Raw genomic sequence first — 17315 nt, 5'->3', positions numbered from 1 at the left:
GTTCCAACTGCTCTACCAAACTATTAAAGCTTAGTAAGAGCTTGGTATCTAATAATTAATTATTCTTCATCGTGTTTGTCGTCCCACGCGCGGCGAACAGTAACACGATCTTCATCTTCTGTTACGAAGCCTTCAAGTTCATCCAGCGGAGTATTCTCAATATGAGAAATGGCCTCTTTGGCTAACATTTCGTCAGACGTTTGTACTTCCTTAGCCTTCTCTTCATCCTCCGTTTCTTCTTCATCAGAGGCTTCAACTTCTTCGACCTCATCCTCGGTGTCCTCTTCGGATTCATCATCCTGAACTTTGGCTTCTTCCTGTTCTTCTGCAGCCTCGGTCTCTCCTTCGTCGTCAGAGGATTTTTCTTTTGCTTCAATTTCTTCTTCTGCCGATTCGTCCTTGTCAGACTCTTCTTCCTGAGCTTCAACTTCCTCCTCGGGCTCTACTTCAGCCTCTTCAGTAGCTTCTTCCTCTTTTGTTTCTGCTACTTCTTCGGTATCGGAGGCTTCTTGTTTAGGTTCTTTGGCGGATTCTTCTTCTGCCGCTGTTGCCTGTTCTTCCTGCTCTTCATCTTCTTCATCCTCTTCGGATGCAAGAGCTTCCTGTTTGGCTTTTTCGCGGGCTGCTTCTTCCGCTTTTTTCTTAAGCTGCTTCTGGAATTCCTTTTCTTCGGCTTCCAATAGTGCTTTCTGGCGTTCTTTGCGAGTAGGGACTTTGTCCTTTTTTTCTTCGCGCTTTTCCCGCCATTCGGTTAACGCTTCTTCAATTTCTTCTTCCGATTTATCCCAACGAATCAGGTGCATTTCATACATTATGCCCTCATCCTTAAAGATGGATCGTACGGTGTCGGAAGGTTGTGCCCCTTCTTTTAACCAGTACAAGGCACGTTCTCTGTCTAATTCAAGCTGATTGTTGGGAGTTATGTTATCAAAACGACCCAAGTCTTCAATAATGCGTCCATCTCTGGGTTTGCGGCTGTCTGCCACTACAATATGATGGATTGGTCGTTTCTTTCGACCTCTACGTTGTAATCTAATTCTTAACAATGGATTATCTCCTTAGTTGTAAATTTTAAGTTTGTGTTGATTATATAGAGGATATTGTCGGAATCTTGCGCAATATTTGTAATAAAACAATGATGTTGAGACTGGGCTAAACAGCGCACAACATCAGTTCAAACTATCCAAATGGTAAATTTCCTTTCATTCCCTTCATGCCTTGCATCAATTTGCCCATCTTGCCCATTCCGGAAAATGACTTCATCATCTTCTTCATTTGCTCAAACTGTTTAATCAAGTCATTGATATCGGAGACCCGTGTTCCGGATCCTTTTGCAATACGTCGTTTCCGGGTAGCATTCAGAATATCCGGATTTTGTTTCTCTTCCGGAGTCATTGAGCAAATTATTGCTTCAATAGGCTTGAAAGATTCGTCATCTATGTCAGCATCCTGGAGCGCTTGTCCTGCACCCGGTATCATGCCCACCAGGTCAGACAGGTCGCCCATTTTCTTTACTTGCTGAAGTTGTTCGTAAAAGTCTTCCAGATCAAAACTGTCGGACTTAATTTTCTTCTGTAGCTCTTGGGCTTCTTTTTCATCAAACTCTTTTTGGGCTTTTTCAACCAGAGAAACCACATCGCCCATTCCCAGAATCCGTTGCGACATCCGCTCCGGATAAAAGGGTGAAAGTGCATCCAGCTTTTCGCCTGTGCTTACAAACTTGATCGGTTTTTGGACCACGTTCTTAATCGAAAGGGCCGCCCCGCCGCGGGTATCACCGTCAAGCTTGGTCAAAACAACACCATCGTAATTGATGGTTTCATTAAATTCTTTTGCGGTATTGACGGCATCCTGCCCCGTCATGGAATCCACAATGAAGAGAGTTTCATTGGGCTGAACCGCTTCTTTAATATCAGCCACCTCTTTCATCATTTTCTTATCCACGTGCATGCGTCCGGCCGTATCAATGATAACAGTATCCAAAGCCAGGCTCTTAGCCATTGAAACGGCTTCTTTTGCAACGCGAACTGCATCTTTTTGGCCAATGGAGTAAACAGGCACGTCAATGCTGTCAGCCAGTGTTTTCAACTGGTTGATGGCCGCTGGTCGATACACATCGGCAGCCGCTAAAATAGGACTACGATTGTTTTCCTGCTTCAGATATCGGGCCAGTTTGGCGCTGAAGGTTGTTTTACCGGAACCTTGCAGGCCGGCAATCAAAATAACAGTGGGTGGTGTGTCGGCTACAGAAAGGCCTACACGATCCTGGCCCAGGATTTTAGTCAGTTCATCATGGACAATTTTGGTAAATTGTTGTCCGGGATTGACGGCTGTTAAGACGTCCTCACCCATTGCCCGATCCTTAATGTCGTTGGTAAACTGCTTGGCAACCTCGAAATTTACATCGGCATCCAGCAGAGCACGACGTATCTCTCTCACCGTCTCCGCAATGTTGACGTCGGTGATCTTAGCCTCACCTTTCAGCTTTTGAAAGGCCTGATCTAATTTTGAAGAGAGATCCTGGAACATGAAATTTCTGACTATTTTTTAACAGTTTGTTTTTAATACAAATCTGAAGCCGGATATACCACCGGTGCAAAGTTCCGCAAAATAAGGACAATAACAGCTATTATCAACATGATTAATTTATAATCATTAGGCAGACGCAGGGTAACTGATTTTGTTGATATGTATAGGAGCTATTTCTAGTAAAATGGGACAGGCCAAACTACAAAAATGAGATTTGGTTATTTCAATAGCGTATTCGATTTTAATTTCTATCTTTTGTTACTTTCGAACAGTAGAATTTTTATAACAGAAATTGATTGAGGAATCGTTTTTATGGCTGATCAACAAGGATATGGACTGCTAAAAGGAAAGAAGGGATTGATTTTTGGTGCGCTCGACGATCGAAGTATTGCATGGCGCATTGCCTTGGCTTGTAAACGAGAGGGAGCAGAATTTTCACTGTCGAATGCTCCCGTTGCCCTGCGTTTTGGAGATCTTGATGAGCTTTCGGAAAAGACCGGTGCTGAAGTTTTTCCCTGTGATGTAACCAACGAGGATGAAATTGAAGAGCTCATGGCAAATGTAAAAGCAGAGCACGGCAAGATCGATTTTATGCTCCATGCTATCGGGATGTCCCCGAACGTTCGCAAAAAGAAAGGATACGAAGAGCTCAATTACCAGTGGCTTCAGCAAACGCTGGATATATCAGCTGTTTCGCTACATAAAGTGATTCGCTATGCCGATGAAGCAGATATCCTGAATGACGGCGGAAGTATTGTAGCACTCTCTTATATCGGAGCACAGCGTATCTTTTCCAAGTACAGCGACATGAACGACGCCAAAGCACTATTAGAAAGTATTGCCCGAAATTACGGGAGCCGGCTGGCTGACCGCGGTATCCGGGTAAATACCGTATCTCAGGCACCAACTAAAACATCGGCCGGGAGCGGCATAAAGGGGTTTGACGGTATGTACACATTCGCTGATAAAATGGCTCCTTTGGGAAATCCCACTGCCGACGAATGTGCGGATTACTGTGTCACGCTATTCTCAGACCTTACGCGAAAAGTAACGATGCAGAACCTCTACCATGACGGTGGATTTGTGACGGCTGGCATTAATGAAGAAATGATTAATGGTTTGCAAAAGCTGTACGCGGGAGAAGATGATGAATAAATATATTGTTGATTAGTTACTTAATCCTGGCAGGATGAACAGTCTTGTCAGGATTTTTTATTACCAAATAAAAGGAACTAACCTTTTAATTTTTTGTTCAAAAAGTAGTTAACTACAACTACCGTCATGATCGGTTAATTAGTATCGCAGTCATGGTGGTCAAACCCATAAACTTAAGATTTGCCCGGCATTCCCCGGACTGTTTTAGCGTAAGTGTGTTCTTGGGACGGCTTCCAACTATAATGGATAAGCAGCAACGGAAATCTTGGCTATATTAAGGCGACAATTAAAAATATTTTGCTGGTCCCGAGTTCTTTCTGGTTGGTCCACTAATATAAATTGGAATAAATTATTGAAGCATTATGAATAGAATTGCGGTCATCAGCTTGTTTCTGCTTTTTTTCTGTTCAGCATTGCAGGCGCAGGATATCCCATCTATAAGTGAGAAAGCATTGAACCTTGAAGAGCAGGAGGGCTTTTTTACTTATTATCGGGATGAAGATCAAGGGAAAATACTGGTTGAAATTGAAGTTGATCGGTTTGACACAGAATTTCTCTATGTCAATTCATTGACTGCGGGCGTAGGTTCTAATGATATCGGGCTGGATCGCAATCAATTGGGGGACGATCGTGTCGTATATTTTGAGCGCCGGGGATCGAAGGTACTGTTAGTGCAACCCAACTACTCCTATCGGGCAATAACCAACAATCCCAAAGAAGAAGAATCGGTACGCGATGCCTTTGCTCGGTCGGTATTATGGGGGTTTGAAATCGTTGCCGAAGAAGGTGGCACTATACTGATTGATCTTACAGATTTCTTAATGCGCGATGCTCACGGAGTTAGCGAGCGGCTGAAGCAAAATAATGAGGGTAACTTTAGTGTGGATAAAAGTCGTTCTGCACTTTATGAGGAAGCGACCATGAATTTTCCTCAAAATACAGAGTTTGAATCCATCCTGACGTTTACAGGCAGTAATCCGGGTGGACAAGTACGTTCGGTAGCGCCCACTTCGGATGCAATTACAGTCCGTCAGCACCACTCTTTTGTAGAATTGCCAGACGACGATTTTGAGCCCCGTACATTTGATCCGAGAGCGGGATATTTCGGTATTAGTTATCAGGACTATAGTACGCCCATCGGTGAGCCTCTTACGAAACGATTTATTACCAGGCATCGACTGGAGAAAAAGAATCCCGGCGCGGAGATGAGTGAGCCGGTAGAACCTATTGTTTATTACCTGGATCCGGGTACGCCGGAGCCGGTTCGGGGAGCATTGCTGGATGGTGCCCGCTGGTGGAACGAGGCTTTTGAAGCGGCGGGTTATAAGGATGCTTTCCGGGTAGAAATACTCCCCGACAGTGCCCATCCGATGGATGTTCGTTACAATATGATCAACTGGGTGCACCGTTCTACCCGAGGCTGGTCGTATGGAAGTTCAGTAGTTGATCCGAGAACGGGAGAAATTATCAAGGGACATGTGCTTTTGGGCTCTTTGCGTGTACGGCAAGATTATTTAATTGCCGAGGGACTCTTGTCTCCATACAAAGAAGGAGAGACATTTGATGAAGATAATCCCATGCTGGATATGGCCCTCGCACGAATTCGCCAACTTTCGGCCCACGAAGTGGGACATACCCTGGGGTTAGCACATAATTTTGCTGCCAGCACCAATAGTCGCGCGTCGGTGATGGATTATCCGGCACCCAAGGTCACTATCAATCCGGATAGTACACTGAATCTTGATAATGCCTATGATACCGGCATCGGTGAATGGGATAAAGTGGCAATAACCTATGGATATAAGGACTTAACGGATAGTTTCAATAATGAGGAGGCGCTAAATGGAGTAATTTTAGACGCAATAGCAGATAGCCTGCTCTTCATTTCGGATGCCGATGCGCGGCCCGAGAGTGGAGCCCATCCCAAAGCACACCTATGGGATAATGGGAGTGATGCCGTTAAACAATTGGATCACATAATGGATGTGCGCGATATTGCCTTGGAGAATTTTTCCGAGTCGAATATCCCACCTGGCACCCCCATGGCAAAGCTGGAAGATGCACTGGTTCCTATTTATTTGTTCCATCGCTACCAGATAGAGGGTACGGTTAAGCTTATTGGGGGATTGAATTATAGCTATGATCTCCGGGGCGGTCCGCAATCGGGACCCGAACCTGTAGCTGATTCTACCCAGCGCGCAGCTCTTAATGTTATGCTGCAAACTATTTCGCCGGATGCTTTGAAGATGCCCGAGAAAATTATAGAGCTTATTCCACCGCGTCCCCTCGGGTACAGTGACTCCAGGGAGTTGTTTAATAGCTATACTGATCCTGCGTTTGATCCGCTGGGTGCAGCGGAGACGGCGGCGAACATGACCATGAGATTGTTGCTCAATAAAGAGCGTGCCGCCCGGCTGGTAGATTATAAAGCACGTGATTCCAATAATTTAGGTTTAGGCGATATGCTAACTAAAATTATTAACCAGAGTTGGAAAGCCCCGGTAGAAGAAGGGTACAAGGGAGCGATACAGAATGTAGTGAATCACGTGGTCTTATATCATATGATGAATCTGGGAGCCAACGAGGAGGCTTCTTCCCAGGTTCGGTCCATTGCGAACCTAAAGCTGGAAGCACTCCGGGAGTGGATGAGGATTGAGGCAGAGGAAGAAGCAGAGACAGAACAGCGCGCGGCTTCTCTTCTCTATGGGTATAGAATATTGCAGCAGTTTAAGGATAAAGGTAAAACCTTTAGGTCGGCTGAGCCCTTAAGTCCACCGCCGGGCTCACCCATTGGTAGTGATGATTCTATGTTCTTACGGTGTAGTTTTCGTTAACTGGTAAAAATGCTAAGGGTATTGTTAACTCAAAGGGGTTAATAAAAAATAGTAGTAGAAAGTAATTTGGAGAGATTAAAGCATAAGTATGAATGACGTACCACACCGGAAGTACAGAACGAGAAACCTACCAACAGAATTTTTGATTTCTAGGAATTAGATGAATTATACACATTTGGTTGCGTAGCTCTGCTGAGCAATCTTAATTTTATCAACTGAGATTATCTTGGTATTTATATATCCGTTTAAAACTTCGTGTATGAACTTCAGGACCTATAACAAAACGAAAATCTAGATGATCAGTCCCGAAGAACTATTGAATGCCTATGCTAATGGTATTTTTCCAATGGCTGATTCCCGCGACGATCCGGAGGCCAAGTGGTATACCTCCCGCCGACGTGGAATCATCCCTATGAATGGATTTCGGGTATCATCCAATGTAGAGCGCATTGTTCGCAATCATCACTACCACATCAAGTTTGATTCCGCATTCAGGCAAGTAATGGAAGCATGTGCAGATCGAAACTCTACCTGGATTTCAGAGGAAATAATTGATTCTTATTGTAATCTTCATAAAAAAGGGCATGCCCATTCGGTGAGTGTGTATGACAAGAAGTGGGAGCTGGTTGGGGGACAGTATGGAGTGTCCCTGGGCGCAGCATTTTTTGGCGAATCGATGTTTGGATGGGCAAAAGAAACTTCTAAAGTGGCGTTATACTGGACGCACAAAGCGCTTAAGGAAGGCGGATTTGAGCTTTGGGATACCCAGTTCTGGAACGAGCATCTGGCACAATTCGGTTGCATTGAGATTTCGGCCGGGGAGTATGACAAACGGCTTAAGGTGGCACTCCAAAAAGAAGCGGTGTTTGAACCGGTTGATACAAATTGTTAGTGTGGCAGGCACCCTTTTTCTGGTAGCTGCCTGCGGTAGATCGCCTTCTGCTATTATGTGATTGTGATTAATGTTCCCGAACCTGAATTTCTGCCATCGCCTGCTCGCGGGAATTATTTTCAAGTATTGACTTACGAACATGCAGGTCAATACGTTTGGGTATCTCTTCGTAGTGAGTATCTAGAGTAACAGAAACCAAAATTTGTTGATTCAATTCAATAGAATGCAAGGTCCGCCCGTAATCGGTAATAGTCGATTTGAGGTCCTTTATAAACTGGTTGTACGCTTTCTTGATATTCTCTTTTTCTTCGGCGTGTTTTGCTTGCACCTCCTCCCGTTTTTTCGTTGCAATAGAATCCCTTACTTCTCTATCAGCATTGAAGTCATTTATTTGGGCACGGGCTTTTTCCAGGTCTTTGCGCATATCTTGCAGCGCTTCATGCAGACCGGAAAAGTCAAAGTGTGATTGGCCAATATAGCGTATGTCAAATGAAAAGAGGGCACCATAGTTATCCAATGCAAGATAATCGACCGACCCGCGTATTTGGAATTGTTGTTCTCCGGTATCCTCAAAAGCAGTTTCAAGTATATTTGCCATAACTCTTAAATCTTTTTCCTGCTCCTCTGAAGGCTTTACCGAATTAATATCAAGCCGGTTGCGAAGCTCACTGTCGCTAAGATTACCCGACCGATAGGTTTTTAGATCACTTGCATTGGCAGCTACTGAAATTGTAGGCAAAGTCTGGCGTCCCACTTTTTTATTTTCCTCATCTGAATGGAATATGAAAAATTCATTTTTGGGACGATTAGTTTTGTAAATGACCATCACTTTTTGATTATGGGAAAGTTGTCCGATAGTAGAGCCATAATCCCGTAAAAATTCTACAATTTTGTTAGTGACCGATTCCTCAGTGACTTCCTCGCCATTTTTTTTTGTCTGCATAGTGGAAGCTGAAAGGAGCATTACCATCATCCGTATTGCCGAGTATCATTAAGCCGGGTCTGCCAGGAATAGTAAAAATAACGCCGAATTCCGGCAGATAGGTGCCGTTTATATCGTTGCTTCGGCCAAAAGAAAAGGAGCTGGAATTAATTCGTATCGTATTACTATGGGCTGACCATTGCGTCCTGAATAGTTCATCCAGTACATTTTCCATGATGTTGATATCCCGATTCATGCGGTTGTTGTTGATATCAGGCTGGGCAATTGTCACCGATAGATGTCGCGAAAGATAGGTACGATATCACTAATTACAGATCTACGATTATGAAAGCCATCTATGTCTGGATGCCCACATTTGAACAAAATATTTCCCACAATCTCGCAGGCAAAGACAATGATATGAATTGGGGTAAAATATCCGGCATGATTGCTTTTGAAAAAGAGATTGGCTAAAAAAGTTAGGAGAAAAATTTTGAGACTGCATCTATACCGAACTTAATTAATAATTTTTAATATAAATCTTTAATTTTTAGTATAAAGTGTAATTATATATAATTACTTAATGTGAAATTGTATTTTTACCTTGTATTATTTATAAATTTGTTATAGATTTTTGGGCGTCTGTCAAAAAATACATTGCTAAAAAGTCTATCAAACCAACGAATATGCTAAAAAAATATCGGGCTAAGTTCCCCTTACTACTACTGACCTTTCTCTTCATTTCAACTCCTTTACTTGCCGCCGACGGCGTCGCCATAGATACGGGTGTGACCGCTTGGATGTTGGTCTCAACGGCTCTCGTTCTTTTGATGATACCCGGACTGGCTATGTTTTATGGCGGGCTTGTCCGCACCAAAAATGTTCTGGGAACCATGATGCATAGCTTTGCTGCAATGGGAATTATGACGGTTCTCTGGGTGGCCATTGGATACTGCATGAGTTTTGGCCCCAATGTTCTCGGCGGATGGTTTGGATGGAACCCAGACTATTTGTTTTTATCGGGAATTGATAACTCAATATTAGATGCCGGCGTGCCTGAATATGTGTTCAGTATGTTCCAGGGTAAGTTTGCTATTATTACGCCTGCCCTAATCGCCGGGGCCTTTGCCGAACGGGTGAAATTTAAATCTTATTGTCTGTTTATTGCTCTATGGGGACTACTTGTTTACAACCCGCTCTGCCACTGGGTATGGGCTGAGGATGGTTTCCTTTTCAACATGGGCGCGAACGGAGCCATAGACTTTGCAGGGGGAACAGTAGTTCATATCTCTGCTGGTGTAAGCGGTTTGATAGCAGCGTTATATTTAGGAGCTCGGCGCGGTTATCCGGTTACTAATATGCCACCCAGCAACCTGGTAATGACCATGATTGGCGGTGGACTTCTCTGGGTTGGATGGTTTGGGTTCAACGCCGGAAGTTCCGTAGCAAGTGGATTAAGCACTGCACAGGCATTGACGGCTACACAAGTTGCCGCGGCATCCGGGGCGATTGCATGGATGATCATTGAAGCATGGCACCAAGGCAAAGCTACAGCCCTTGGAATTATGTCGGGCATTTTGGCCGGACTGGTAGCTATTACTCCCGCGGCAGGTGTGGTGCAACCCTTTGGGGCGTTTTGTCTTGGGATTTTGGCATCGATTTTTTGTTACCTGGCGATCATCGCCAAGAATAAATTGGGATACGACGACAGCCTTGATGCTTTTGGTATCCATGGAATGGGAGGTATTGTGGGAGCCCTATTGCTCACCTTCTTCATCCGGGATAGCTGGATGAACGAAGCCGCAGAACTCGCTGGCGGAAGCTGGACGGTATGGCAGCAGTTGGGTGTTCAGGTTTCAGCCGTTCTGATAGCCGTTGTATATGCAGCTGTTCTTACACTGATTCTGCTATATGTTGTGAATAAATTGGTAGGCTTCCGGTCCGATCCAAAAGAAGAGATGCAGGGCCTTGACAGTGCCTACCACAGCGAGCACGGCTACGGAATGCTCAACCCTAACTAATTCATTTTAAATCCTATAACCACATGAAACTAGTCATAGCCATTATTCGGGAAACACAACTCGACGAAGTCAGGGAAGCACTCATTGAAGCAGAAATCAGGCGGATCACGGTTATGCGTGTATCCGGCCACGGCAAAGCCGAGGATGTGGAGATCTATCGGGGTAAGAAGGTGGTCCCGGGACTGATTCCACGGTTCCGCCTCGAAATCGCCGTAAATGATGAATTTGTGGACGTTACCGTCGATACCATTATCAAAACTGTAAAATCCCGTTACAAAGATAAGAACCCCGGCAAAACCACCGGCGACGGTAAAATCTTCATCACCCCGCTTGAAGAGTGTATTCGGATTAGTACCGAGGAAAGGGGGTCAGCGGCGATTTAGATAGGCACGCCATAAATATCTCTAAATCAATCAGGTTTTCAGGGAGTGAACTTTCATCACTTCCTGTACTTTTTCTTGGATACCTTTTGGATCAAGTCCAACTTCGGCATGGAGCTCTTCCTGCGTGCCGTGCTCTACAATTCGGTCGGGAACGCCCATAATAGTTGTTGGAATGTGATAAGGCTTATCAGCGAGATATTCGGTTACTGCACTTCCAAAGCCGCCCAGTCGCGTACCATCTTCAATCGTTATGATGTGTTCAAAGGAGTGACAAATTTCATCAATAAGATCGGTATCCAGGGGTTTGGCAAAGCGCATATTGAAATGACCGACATCGATACCGATTTCGACCAGGTTATCGGCGGCTTCTATTACGTAGTTTCCAAACGGACCAAAACTAAGGATCGCTATTTCGTCCCCGTCGCGCACCTTCTGCCCCTTTCCAATTTCCATATCTTTAAATCCTTCGGGATAATCCATGCCGGTTGCCCGTCCACGAGGGTATCTGATAGCCCAGGCGGCATCTTCATATTTAGAGGCTGTGTACATCATATCACGTAATTCCTCTTCGTTCATAGGTGAGGAAACGATCATGTTGGGTACATTACGCAGATATGAGATATCGTAAAGGCCATGGTGAGTGGGACCATCGGCACCTACGAGACCGGCGCGGTCGATACAAAAGACTACCGGTAATTTCTGGATCGCCACATCGTGAATAACCTGATCATAAGCGCGCTGAAGAAAGGTGGAGTAAATAGCGGCAAACGCTTTTTTCCCTTCGGCTGCAAGCCCGGCAGCAAAAGTGATGGAGTGCTGTTCGGCAATACCAACATCAAAAGCCCGTTCGGGATATTTTTTCATCATCGGCCAAAGGCTCGATCCGCTGGGCATGGCAGGGGTGATACCGACAATACGGTCGTTCTCATCCGCCAGCTCTACTATCGCTTCTCCGAAAACGTGCTGATACTTGGGAGGCTTAGGTTTGGTATCGGGATCCAGTTGTTTGCCGGTAATTTTGTCAAATGGACTACTCTGGGCATGCCACTTGGTTTGCTCACGCTCAGCCGGGGCAAATCCCTTGCCTTTAACCGTAACCGCATGCAATAGTTTTGGTCCCGGAATATCTTTTAAGTCCTCCAGATACCGGCGCATGGTATCCACATTATGTCCGTCCACGGGTCCATAATACTTGAAGCCCAGCGCCTGGAAGAGCCCCCCGGGCGTAATGGCAGCCGTTACGGCTTTTTCGAGCTTGGAAGCTACCTTCCGCATTTTTTCGCCGGCCGATTTAAAGTGGCCGAGCATATCGTAAATTTCATCCCGCAGCTTATTGAAGGTTTTGCTGGTCGTAATTTCTGTCAAATACTCTTTGAGGGCCCCGACATTTGGATCAATAGACATATTATTGTCATTGAGAATAACGAGAATATCCGAATTCATAGCCCCGGCATTGTTGAGGGCCTCAAAAGCCAATCCAGCGGTCATTGCCCCGTCACCAATAACAGCTGCCACCTTTTTATCACTTTGATCCAAATCCCGGGCTACAGCCATACCCAAAGCAGCAGAAATAGAAGTGCTCGAGTGGCCAACGCCAAAGGTATCGTATTCACTTTCGCTACGTTTTGGGAAGCCGGAAAGTCCACCGTATTTCCGATTGGTATGGAAGTTTTCACGCCGTCCTGTAAGAATTTTGTGTCCGTATGCCTGGTGACCGACATCCCACAATACCAGATCCTTGGGAGTGTCGTACACATAATGTAGGGCCACTGTCATTTCTATTACTCCGAGACTCGCTCCAAAATGTCCGCCGTGGATGGAAACAGTGTCGATAATAAAATCCCGGAGTTCATCGCATACCTCAACCAGTTGATCGGGATCGAGCTTTTTTAAATCATCCGGAGAATCAATTTCCGAGAGGAGAGGTCCGGGTGTGATGTCTTCAAATTCCATAAAAACTATTCGTTCTCTTTTTTATCTGTATGGTTTTCCGCTACATGTTGGATACGGAGTTCTGCCTCTTCCAGAGTTTCTGTACATTTTTTTGAAAGAGTAATACCTTCTTCATAAAGCGCAATGGATTCATCAAGAGAAATAGATTCATCCTCTAATTTCTCAACAATTACTTCCAGCCTTGACAGCGCCTCTTCAAAGCTAAATTGTTCTTTTTTGCTCATAGAGTATGGGTAACAAATTATTGATCAGAAACCTTTTAAATAAAAAGTTTTCGTCGTTGGAATCCAATTCTTTTTAAGCGGGATAACCTTGTCAACCTCAATAATAGAGTATTCATTCAATCAGATAAGACAATATAAGTTATTTTCTTCCCTTTTTAATGGAATTACCGTCAGAAATAATTCGAATAGCTCCGTCAATACTGGTAAAATAAAGGGTATCTGTTTCTGAATGTAGTCGCTGTACTGCCTCGGGATGTGGATGGCGAAACCGGTTACGGTCAGCTAATGAAACGATTCCCATCTCTGCAGATATGGATTTTAAAAAAGAAGCTGTAGAACTCGTCTTACTCCCGTGATGTCCAACTTTTAGTAAATCAGTATCAACAAGTTGCGGATATCCTGTTGTTAACTGCTGCTCCTGTCTTTTTTCGGCATCGCCCATAAACAGGAATTCCGTAGATCCGTAGAGAATTTCAAAAATAAGCGAGCTGTTGTTTACATTCGAATTGGCAAGGTTTTCTTCCGATGGGGCATAAACAAATAGCCGTAATGCCGGATCAGGGATCAGTATCTGTCCCTGTTTCAGGGAAACAATAGGAATATTTTTTTGTTTAGCAATTCTTTGATAGTCTGAGAAAAGCTGGGAATCATAATTTGCACCGGAATTATATATAGTATCAACAGGTATTGTATTGAGCAATTCTACAATACCACCAATATGATCTGCATGGGGATGGGACAAGAAGATCCCATCTAATTTATCGATACCTTCAGATTTTAGGTAAGGGATGATAATATATTTGGCGCTATTATATCCCGGTTGCCAGCGGCCGGTGTCAATAAGATAATGTTTATTGCTTTGGGGAGTTTTCAGGAGCGCGGCATCACCCTGACCAACATCAAAAAAGGTGAGCTCAAGCGGTGCGGGTCTGAATTTTTGTACAAGATGTTCTCCCTGTTCAATACATAGAAGACTCAGGAACAGAATTAGAAACTTCCACCGCAGCTTTGGAATGGGTAATGTCGCGATAAAAAAGATAACGGAGGCCCATAGGGCAAAGATAATAATACCCTCTGTTTGCGTTTGTATCCAACTCCATTCCCATTGTGTTGTAGTCAAAACAAATTGATGAAGTCCATAGAGAAAATAATCAACAGGAAGGGTTAGTGTCTGGGCAATGCCCGGCGAGATGAAAGAAAGGGCAAGGAAGACGAATGCAAGAGGCACGGCCAGTCCAAGGAAGGGAACAAACAGAGCGTTAGCAATGGGACCCACGAGTGAGAATTCGCCAAAGTAATAGGTCAATAAGGGGAAAAGGCCAAGTTGTACAATTAGTGAAATGATGATCACCATAACGGGCGTGCCATACCATCGGAAACGCACCCAGTCGGGCAGGGTTTTGTTGATAACCGGAGCTGTAAGCAGGATAATATAGACTGCTCCGAATGAAAGTTGGAATCCAATGGAGAACAGATCACTTGGATGGATGAGCAGAATAATAAGAGCTGCAACTGCCGTTAGATTTTTGGAATCCCGAACCTTGTGGAATAGACGGCCGTACATCAGAAATCCACCGGTGAGTGAAGCCCGGCTTACCGAAGCGGAAAATCCGGTAAGTCCCGCGTAGAATATCAGTAGTCCAATTAAAAGTAACAGTCCTATTTGTTTGCCGTAGCGAAAACTCCAGAATATGGGGATGAATATCCAGAAAGGAGCCAGGATAAACCCGACATGTAAGCCTGAAACGGCCATGATATGTGAAAGTCCTGCTCTTGAAAAGGCGATTTTGGTTTCTTGGATAAGCTCATTTTTATAGCCGATAAGCAGGGCTTTGGCCAGATCAGCGGTTTCCTGGCTAAAATTATGATCAATAGCACTTAAAACGTCATTTCTTACTTTATTCCAGCTTAAGGCCACCTCTGCTTCTTTAATAGTATGGATAGATTGAAGTCCTGCTTGGTGATATATCCCAATAGAAGCTAAATAGGCCTTATAATTGAATTCATGGGGATTGCGTGGTTCTTCCAAAGGATAAATAACCGCCGAAAAGTGTAGTCGGTTTCCGGGAATTATCTTTGGCGAAAACCTTAGGTTTTTCGGATTTAAGACGGTTCGGAGCGTATAGTCTTCAGTCCAGACCAGGTTGTTGGGAAAGAGGGTAGTATCTACACTGACATCAATTTGGTATTTCCCACTGCTGGTTTTCTTTATCTGATTAATTTCACCTTTGAATGATAGTTCTTCCCAGGTATAACTGTTCAGAATGGTGGCTTTCGCGGGGGGATCCTGTGAATTAAAAAGGGAGTGCCAGAATCCACCGAAACAAACGATAGAACTGAGATAACAAAAAAGGGCACTATAAAGAAGCCAGCTCCGCAGTGATCTTTTGTGAACATATTCGAAAAACAGATAGATAGAAATGAAACAGCAAAAAGGGATCAGCCAGATAACCGGCGGGATATCAAGATGGTAATCAAAGAGGATGCCACTAATAAAAAACAGTGCCAGCCTGATTGCCGGATACCGCGCGAAGGGAAATTGATATGTTCGATTATTATTCACATAGGTAAGACCATTTTAGGAGCAAAACCTTACAATTTTTTTTAAAAATGTGTTTGAACTGAAATGTTTAAAAATATTATGGATTGAATGCTGCTATGGTATCAAACTTTGAAATAAAAGGATCGGTACTTATCATATAGCTAATGCAATCAATTTTAAATAAATAAAGTGGCTATGAGATTGTATAATATTTTTTGGATATGGATAGCAGGTCTTCTTCTTTTTTCTGCATGCGCTCAGTCCGGAAATGAACAAACGGCTACAGAACAACCCGAAGAACCCACCCCCAAAGAGTGGGCATTGGTCCTGCATGGAGGAGCGGGCGCTATTTCCGAAGATAAACCGGATTCAGTTAAAGAGGCTTATACTGCTGCACTGGATGAAGCCCTTTCAATTGGAGAAGAGATTCTACGGGATGGAGGCACAGCTTTGGATGCCGTAGAAAAGGTGATCAACTACCTGGAAGATAATCCCCGGTTCAATGCCGGAAAAGGAGCCGTTTTTACTCATGAGGGAGCCCACGAACTAGATGCTGCAATCATGGTCGGGAACAACCGCAATGCAGGGGCCGTTACAGGCGTTAGGACTGTGAAGAATCCTATCTCCCTGGCTCGCTTAGTGATGGAAAACTCGAAGCATATCATGTTTGCCACGGAAGGAGCCGAACAATACGCGGATGAAATGGATGTGGAACGAGTCAATCAGGATTACTTTTATACAGAGAATCGATATAAGGCTTGGCGCCGAGCTATAAAAGAGGGAGAAGAACAATCCTCCTTGTTGCCTGAATCAGATTCCCCGCCATCTAATAGCGAAAAGTTTGGTACGGTAGGCTGTGTTGCGCTGGATAAGAATGGCCAATTGGTAGCAGGCACTTCAACCGGTGGAATGACCAATAAGATGTATGGCCGGGTAGGGGATGTCCCCATTATTGGCAGTGGCACTTATGCCAGTGAAGTAGTGGCGGTTTCCATGACCGGATGGGGAGAACGTATTATGGAAGCTGTATCGGGCCATACTGTAAGTCAGTATATGAAACACAAACCAGCCACATTAGAAGAAGCAGGAGATTATTTACTTCGTGATGTACTTCAGCCAGAAGAAGCCGGAATGATTGCCGTGGATCAGTACGGAAATATGCTAATGGATATGAATACAAAAGGAATGTATCGTGGAAAATCTGATTCGGAAGGTAATCGGGAAATTGCAATCTGGGAATAAGTTGGCAGAATAAAAACCACGGACTTTTTTGAGCTGTTTTATCCAGCCTTTTACGTATTGATAGATAAATTAATTGTATTTAATACGTAAAATAATCTGGACTTATGCGAAATGTATGTTTTTTTATCGGGGTACTCACTATTTTGATGTTAACAAATTGTAGCGACAACAGTACGGGATCTGAAGGAATTGAAGACTCGGAAAAGAGTCTGGCTATTCGCCTTGTGAATACCGGATCAGAAGACTTTGAGATTGAGACGGGGGCGGATGGAACTATAAATTTTTGTTTTGAAGGAGACGGATGCGATAACAGCAGTGGTGGTTTTGGGTTTGCCTCAGTACACCCCGATCAGGAGATGTTTTTTGGTGAATCAAATCCGGACAAGGTTGCTGTTGGAGTAAAGGTAGGTATGAAAATAACAGCTGGAAAGGGCAAAATTGAGATTGTGCGGGGATTATCGTATCGCGATGATGCCGGCTTTTTAGAATTTACTCCCTCCAAAGTTGTGCATACCTCAAACACTTTTACTGTCGGTGATGTCGTCGGATTTGACTGGGGAGAGACCGATTAATTGGTCAATGCAGAATATATTGGTGATAATGACAGGAGATTTACAG

The 17315-nt window shown here is 44.2% G+C and carries 15 protein-coding genes; 8 read left to right on the top strand and 7 right to left on the bottom strand.

From position 1 onward, the window contains the following. Window positions 1-59: 59 nt before the first annotated feature. A complete protein-coding gene (gene rpsP, locus ABEB05_RS15750; RefSeq protein ID WP_286669213.1) occupies window positions 60-1046 on the bottom strand; it encodes a 30S ribosomal protein S16 in 987 nt (328 codons plus the stop codon). A gap of 133 nt (window positions 1047-1179) precedes the next feature. Beyond that, on the bottom strand, window positions 1180-2529 hold the full coding sequence (gene ffh / locus ABEB05_RS15745; protein WP_265791613.1) for a signal recognition particle protein: 1350 nt from the start codon (window positions 2527-2529) through the stop codon (window positions 1180-1182). A gap of 312 nt (window positions 2530-2841) precedes the next feature. Between ffh and ABEB05_RS15740 the strand changes: the two genes are divergently transcribed. The 3 genes from ABEB05_RS15740 to aat all read left to right on the top strand — a co-directional run bounded on the left by ABEB05_RS15740 (window position 2842) and on the right by aat (window position 7410). After that, window positions 2842-3684 carry an enoyl-ACP reductase FabI gene (locus ABEB05_RS15740; protein WP_265791614.1) on the top strand — a complete coding sequence of 281 codons (843 nt, stop codon included), beginning with the start codon at window positions 2842-2844 and terminating at the stop codon, window positions 3682-3684. A gap of 362 nt (window positions 3685-4046) precedes the next feature. Further along, entirely contained in the window at window positions 4047-6518 is a 2472-nt protein-coding gene (locus tag ABEB05_RS15735) for a zinc-dependent metalloprotease (RefSeq protein WP_265791615.1), read from the top strand. 295 nt (window positions 6519-6813) lie between these two features. After that, window positions 6814-7410, top strand: a complete 597-nt coding sequence (gene aat, locus ABEB05_RS15730; RefSeq protein WP_265791616.1) for a leucyl/phenylalanyl-tRNA--protein transferase — start codon at window positions 6814-6816, stop codon at window positions 7408-7410. 67 nt (window positions 7411-7477) lie between these two features. Here aat and ABEB05_RS15725 read toward each other — a convergent pair whose 3' ends face one another. Beyond that, entirely contained in the window at window positions 7478-8353 is an 876-nt protein-coding gene (locus ABEB05_RS15725) for a hypothetical protein (protein WP_265791618.1), read from the bottom strand. After that, window positions 8319-8588 carry a hypothetical protein gene (locus ABEB05_RS15720; protein ID WP_345694313.1) on the bottom strand — a complete coding sequence of 90 codons (270 nt, stop codon included), beginning with the start codon at window positions 8586-8588 and terminating at the stop codon, window positions 8319-8321. The genes ABEB05_RS15725 and ABEB05_RS15720 overlap by 35 nt, the downstream gene beginning before the upstream one ends. An 89-nt stretch (window positions 8589-8677) precedes the next feature. Here ABEB05_RS15720 and ABEB05_RS15715 point away from each other — a divergent pair, with 89 nt between their 5' ends. The 3 genes from ABEB05_RS15715 (at window position 8678) to ABEB05_RS15705 (ending at window position 10736) form a co-directional block, all read left to right on the top strand. Next, window positions 8678-8806, top strand: a complete 129-nt coding sequence (locus ABEB05_RS15715; protein ID WP_265791622.1) for a hypothetical protein — start codon at window positions 8678-8680, stop codon at window positions 8804-8806. 212 nt (window positions 8807-9018) lie between these two features. Beyond that, the gene (locus ABEB05_RS15710; RefSeq protein ID WP_265791623.1) at window positions 9019-10353 is read left to right on the top strand and encodes an ammonium transporter; all 1335 of its coding nucleotides are present in this window, start codon (window positions 9019-9021) and stop codon (window positions 10351-10353) included. Window positions 10354-10376: 23 nt separating this feature from the next. Beyond that, window positions 10377-10736: a P-II family nitrogen regulator gene (locus ABEB05_RS15705; protein ID WP_265791625.1), complete on the top strand. Its 360-nt coding sequence runs from the start codon at window positions 10377-10379 to the stop codon at window positions 10734-10736. A 30-nt stretch (window positions 10737-10766) separates the two neighbouring features. Here ABEB05_RS15705 and dxs read toward each other — a convergent pair whose 3' ends face one another. The 3 genes from dxs to ABEB05_RS15690 form a co-directional block, all read right to left on the bottom strand. Next, window positions 10767-12689: a 1-deoxy-D-xylulose-5-phosphate synthase gene (gene dxs, locus ABEB05_RS15700; protein ID WP_265791627.1), complete on the bottom strand. Its 1923-nt coding sequence runs from the start codon at window positions 12687-12689 to the stop codon at window positions 10767-10769. A gap of 5 nt (window positions 12690-12694) precedes the next feature. Further along, complete coding sequence (gene xseB / locus ABEB05_RS15695) at window positions 12695-12913, bottom strand: exodeoxyribonuclease VII small subunit (RefSeq protein WP_265791629.1); 219 nt, start codon at window positions 12911-12913, stop codon at window positions 12695-12697. Window positions 12914-13052: 139 nt separating this feature from the next. Next, window positions 13053-15476 carry a DNA internalization-related competence protein ComEC/Rec2 gene (locus tag ABEB05_RS15690; protein WP_265791630.1) on the bottom strand — a complete coding sequence of 808 codons (2424 nt, stop codon included), beginning with the start codon at window positions 15474-15476 and terminating at the stop codon, window positions 13053-13055. A gap of 174 nt (window positions 15477-15650) precedes the next feature. Between ABEB05_RS15690 and ABEB05_RS15685 the strand changes: the two genes are divergently transcribed. Further along, window positions 15651-16697: an isoaspartyl peptidase/L-asparaginase family protein gene (locus tag ABEB05_RS15685; protein WP_265791632.1), complete on the top strand. Its 1047-nt coding sequence runs from the start codon at window positions 15651-15653 to the stop codon at window positions 16695-16697. Between the two features lie 104 nt (window positions 16698-16801). Next, window positions 16802-17269, top strand: a complete 468-nt coding sequence (locus tag ABEB05_RS15680) for a hypothetical protein (RefSeq protein WP_265791634.1) — start codon at window positions 16802-16804, stop codon at window positions 17267-17269. Window positions 17270-17315: the final 46 nt, after the last annotated feature.

It is taken from the genome of Fodinibius salicampi, from assembly GCF_039545095.1.
Classification (GTDB): Bacteria; Bacteroidota; Rhodothermia; order Balneolales; family Balneolaceae; genus Fodinibius; species Fodinibius salicampi.
The sequence above is the reverse complement of the archived record's forward strand: the minus strand, read 5'-3'. Positions and strand labels throughout refer to the sequence as shown.

Coding starts and splice junctions, on each gene's coding strand:
- ffh (WP_265791613.1), bottom strand. CDS start 2,529: ATGTTCCAGGATCTCTCTTCAAAATTAGATCAGGCCTTTCAAAAGCTG.
- ABEB05_RS15740 (WP_265791614.1), top strand. CDS start 2,842: ATGGCTGATCAACAAGGATATGGACTGCTAAAAGGAAAGAAGGGATTG.
- ABEB05_RS15735 (WP_265791615.1), top strand. CDS start 4,047: ATGAATAGAATTGCGGTCATCAGCTTGTTTCTGCTTTTTTTCTGTTCA.
- aat (WP_265791616.1), top strand. CDS start 6,814: ATGATCAGTCCCGAAGAACTATTGAATGCCTATGCTAATGGTATTTTT.
- ABEB05_RS15725 (WP_265791618.1), bottom strand. CDS start 8,353: ATGCAGACAAAAAAAAATGGCGAGGAAGTCACTGAGGAATCGGTCACT.
- ABEB05_RS15720 (WP_345694313.1), bottom strand. CDS start 8,588: ATGAATCGGGATATCAACATCATGGAAAATGTACTGGATGAACTATTC.
- ABEB05_RS15715 (WP_265791622.1), top strand. CDS start 8,678: ATGAAAGCCATCTATGTCTGGATGCCCACATTTGAACAAAATATTTCC.
- ABEB05_RS15710 (WP_265791623.1), top strand. CDS start 9,019: ATGCTAAAAAAATATCGGGCTAAGTTCCCCTTACTACTACTGACCTTT.
- ABEB05_RS15705 (WP_265791625.1), top strand. CDS start 10,377: ATGAAACTAGTCATAGCCATTATTCGGGAAACACAACTCGACGAAGTC.
- dxs (WP_265791627.1), bottom strand. CDS start 12,689: ATGGAATTTGAAGACATCACACCCGGACCTCTCCTCTCGGAAATTGAT.
- xseB (WP_265791629.1), bottom strand. CDS start 12,913: ATGAGCAAAAAAGAACAATTTAGCTTTGAAGAGGCGCTGTCAAGGCTG.
- ABEB05_RS15685 (WP_265791632.1), top strand. CDS start 15,651: ATGAGATTGTATAATATTTTTTGGATATGGATAGCAGGTCTTCTTCTT.
- ABEB05_RS15680 (WP_265791634.1), top strand. CDS start 16,802: ATGCGAAATGTATGTTTTTTTATCGGGGTACTCACTATTTTGATGTTA.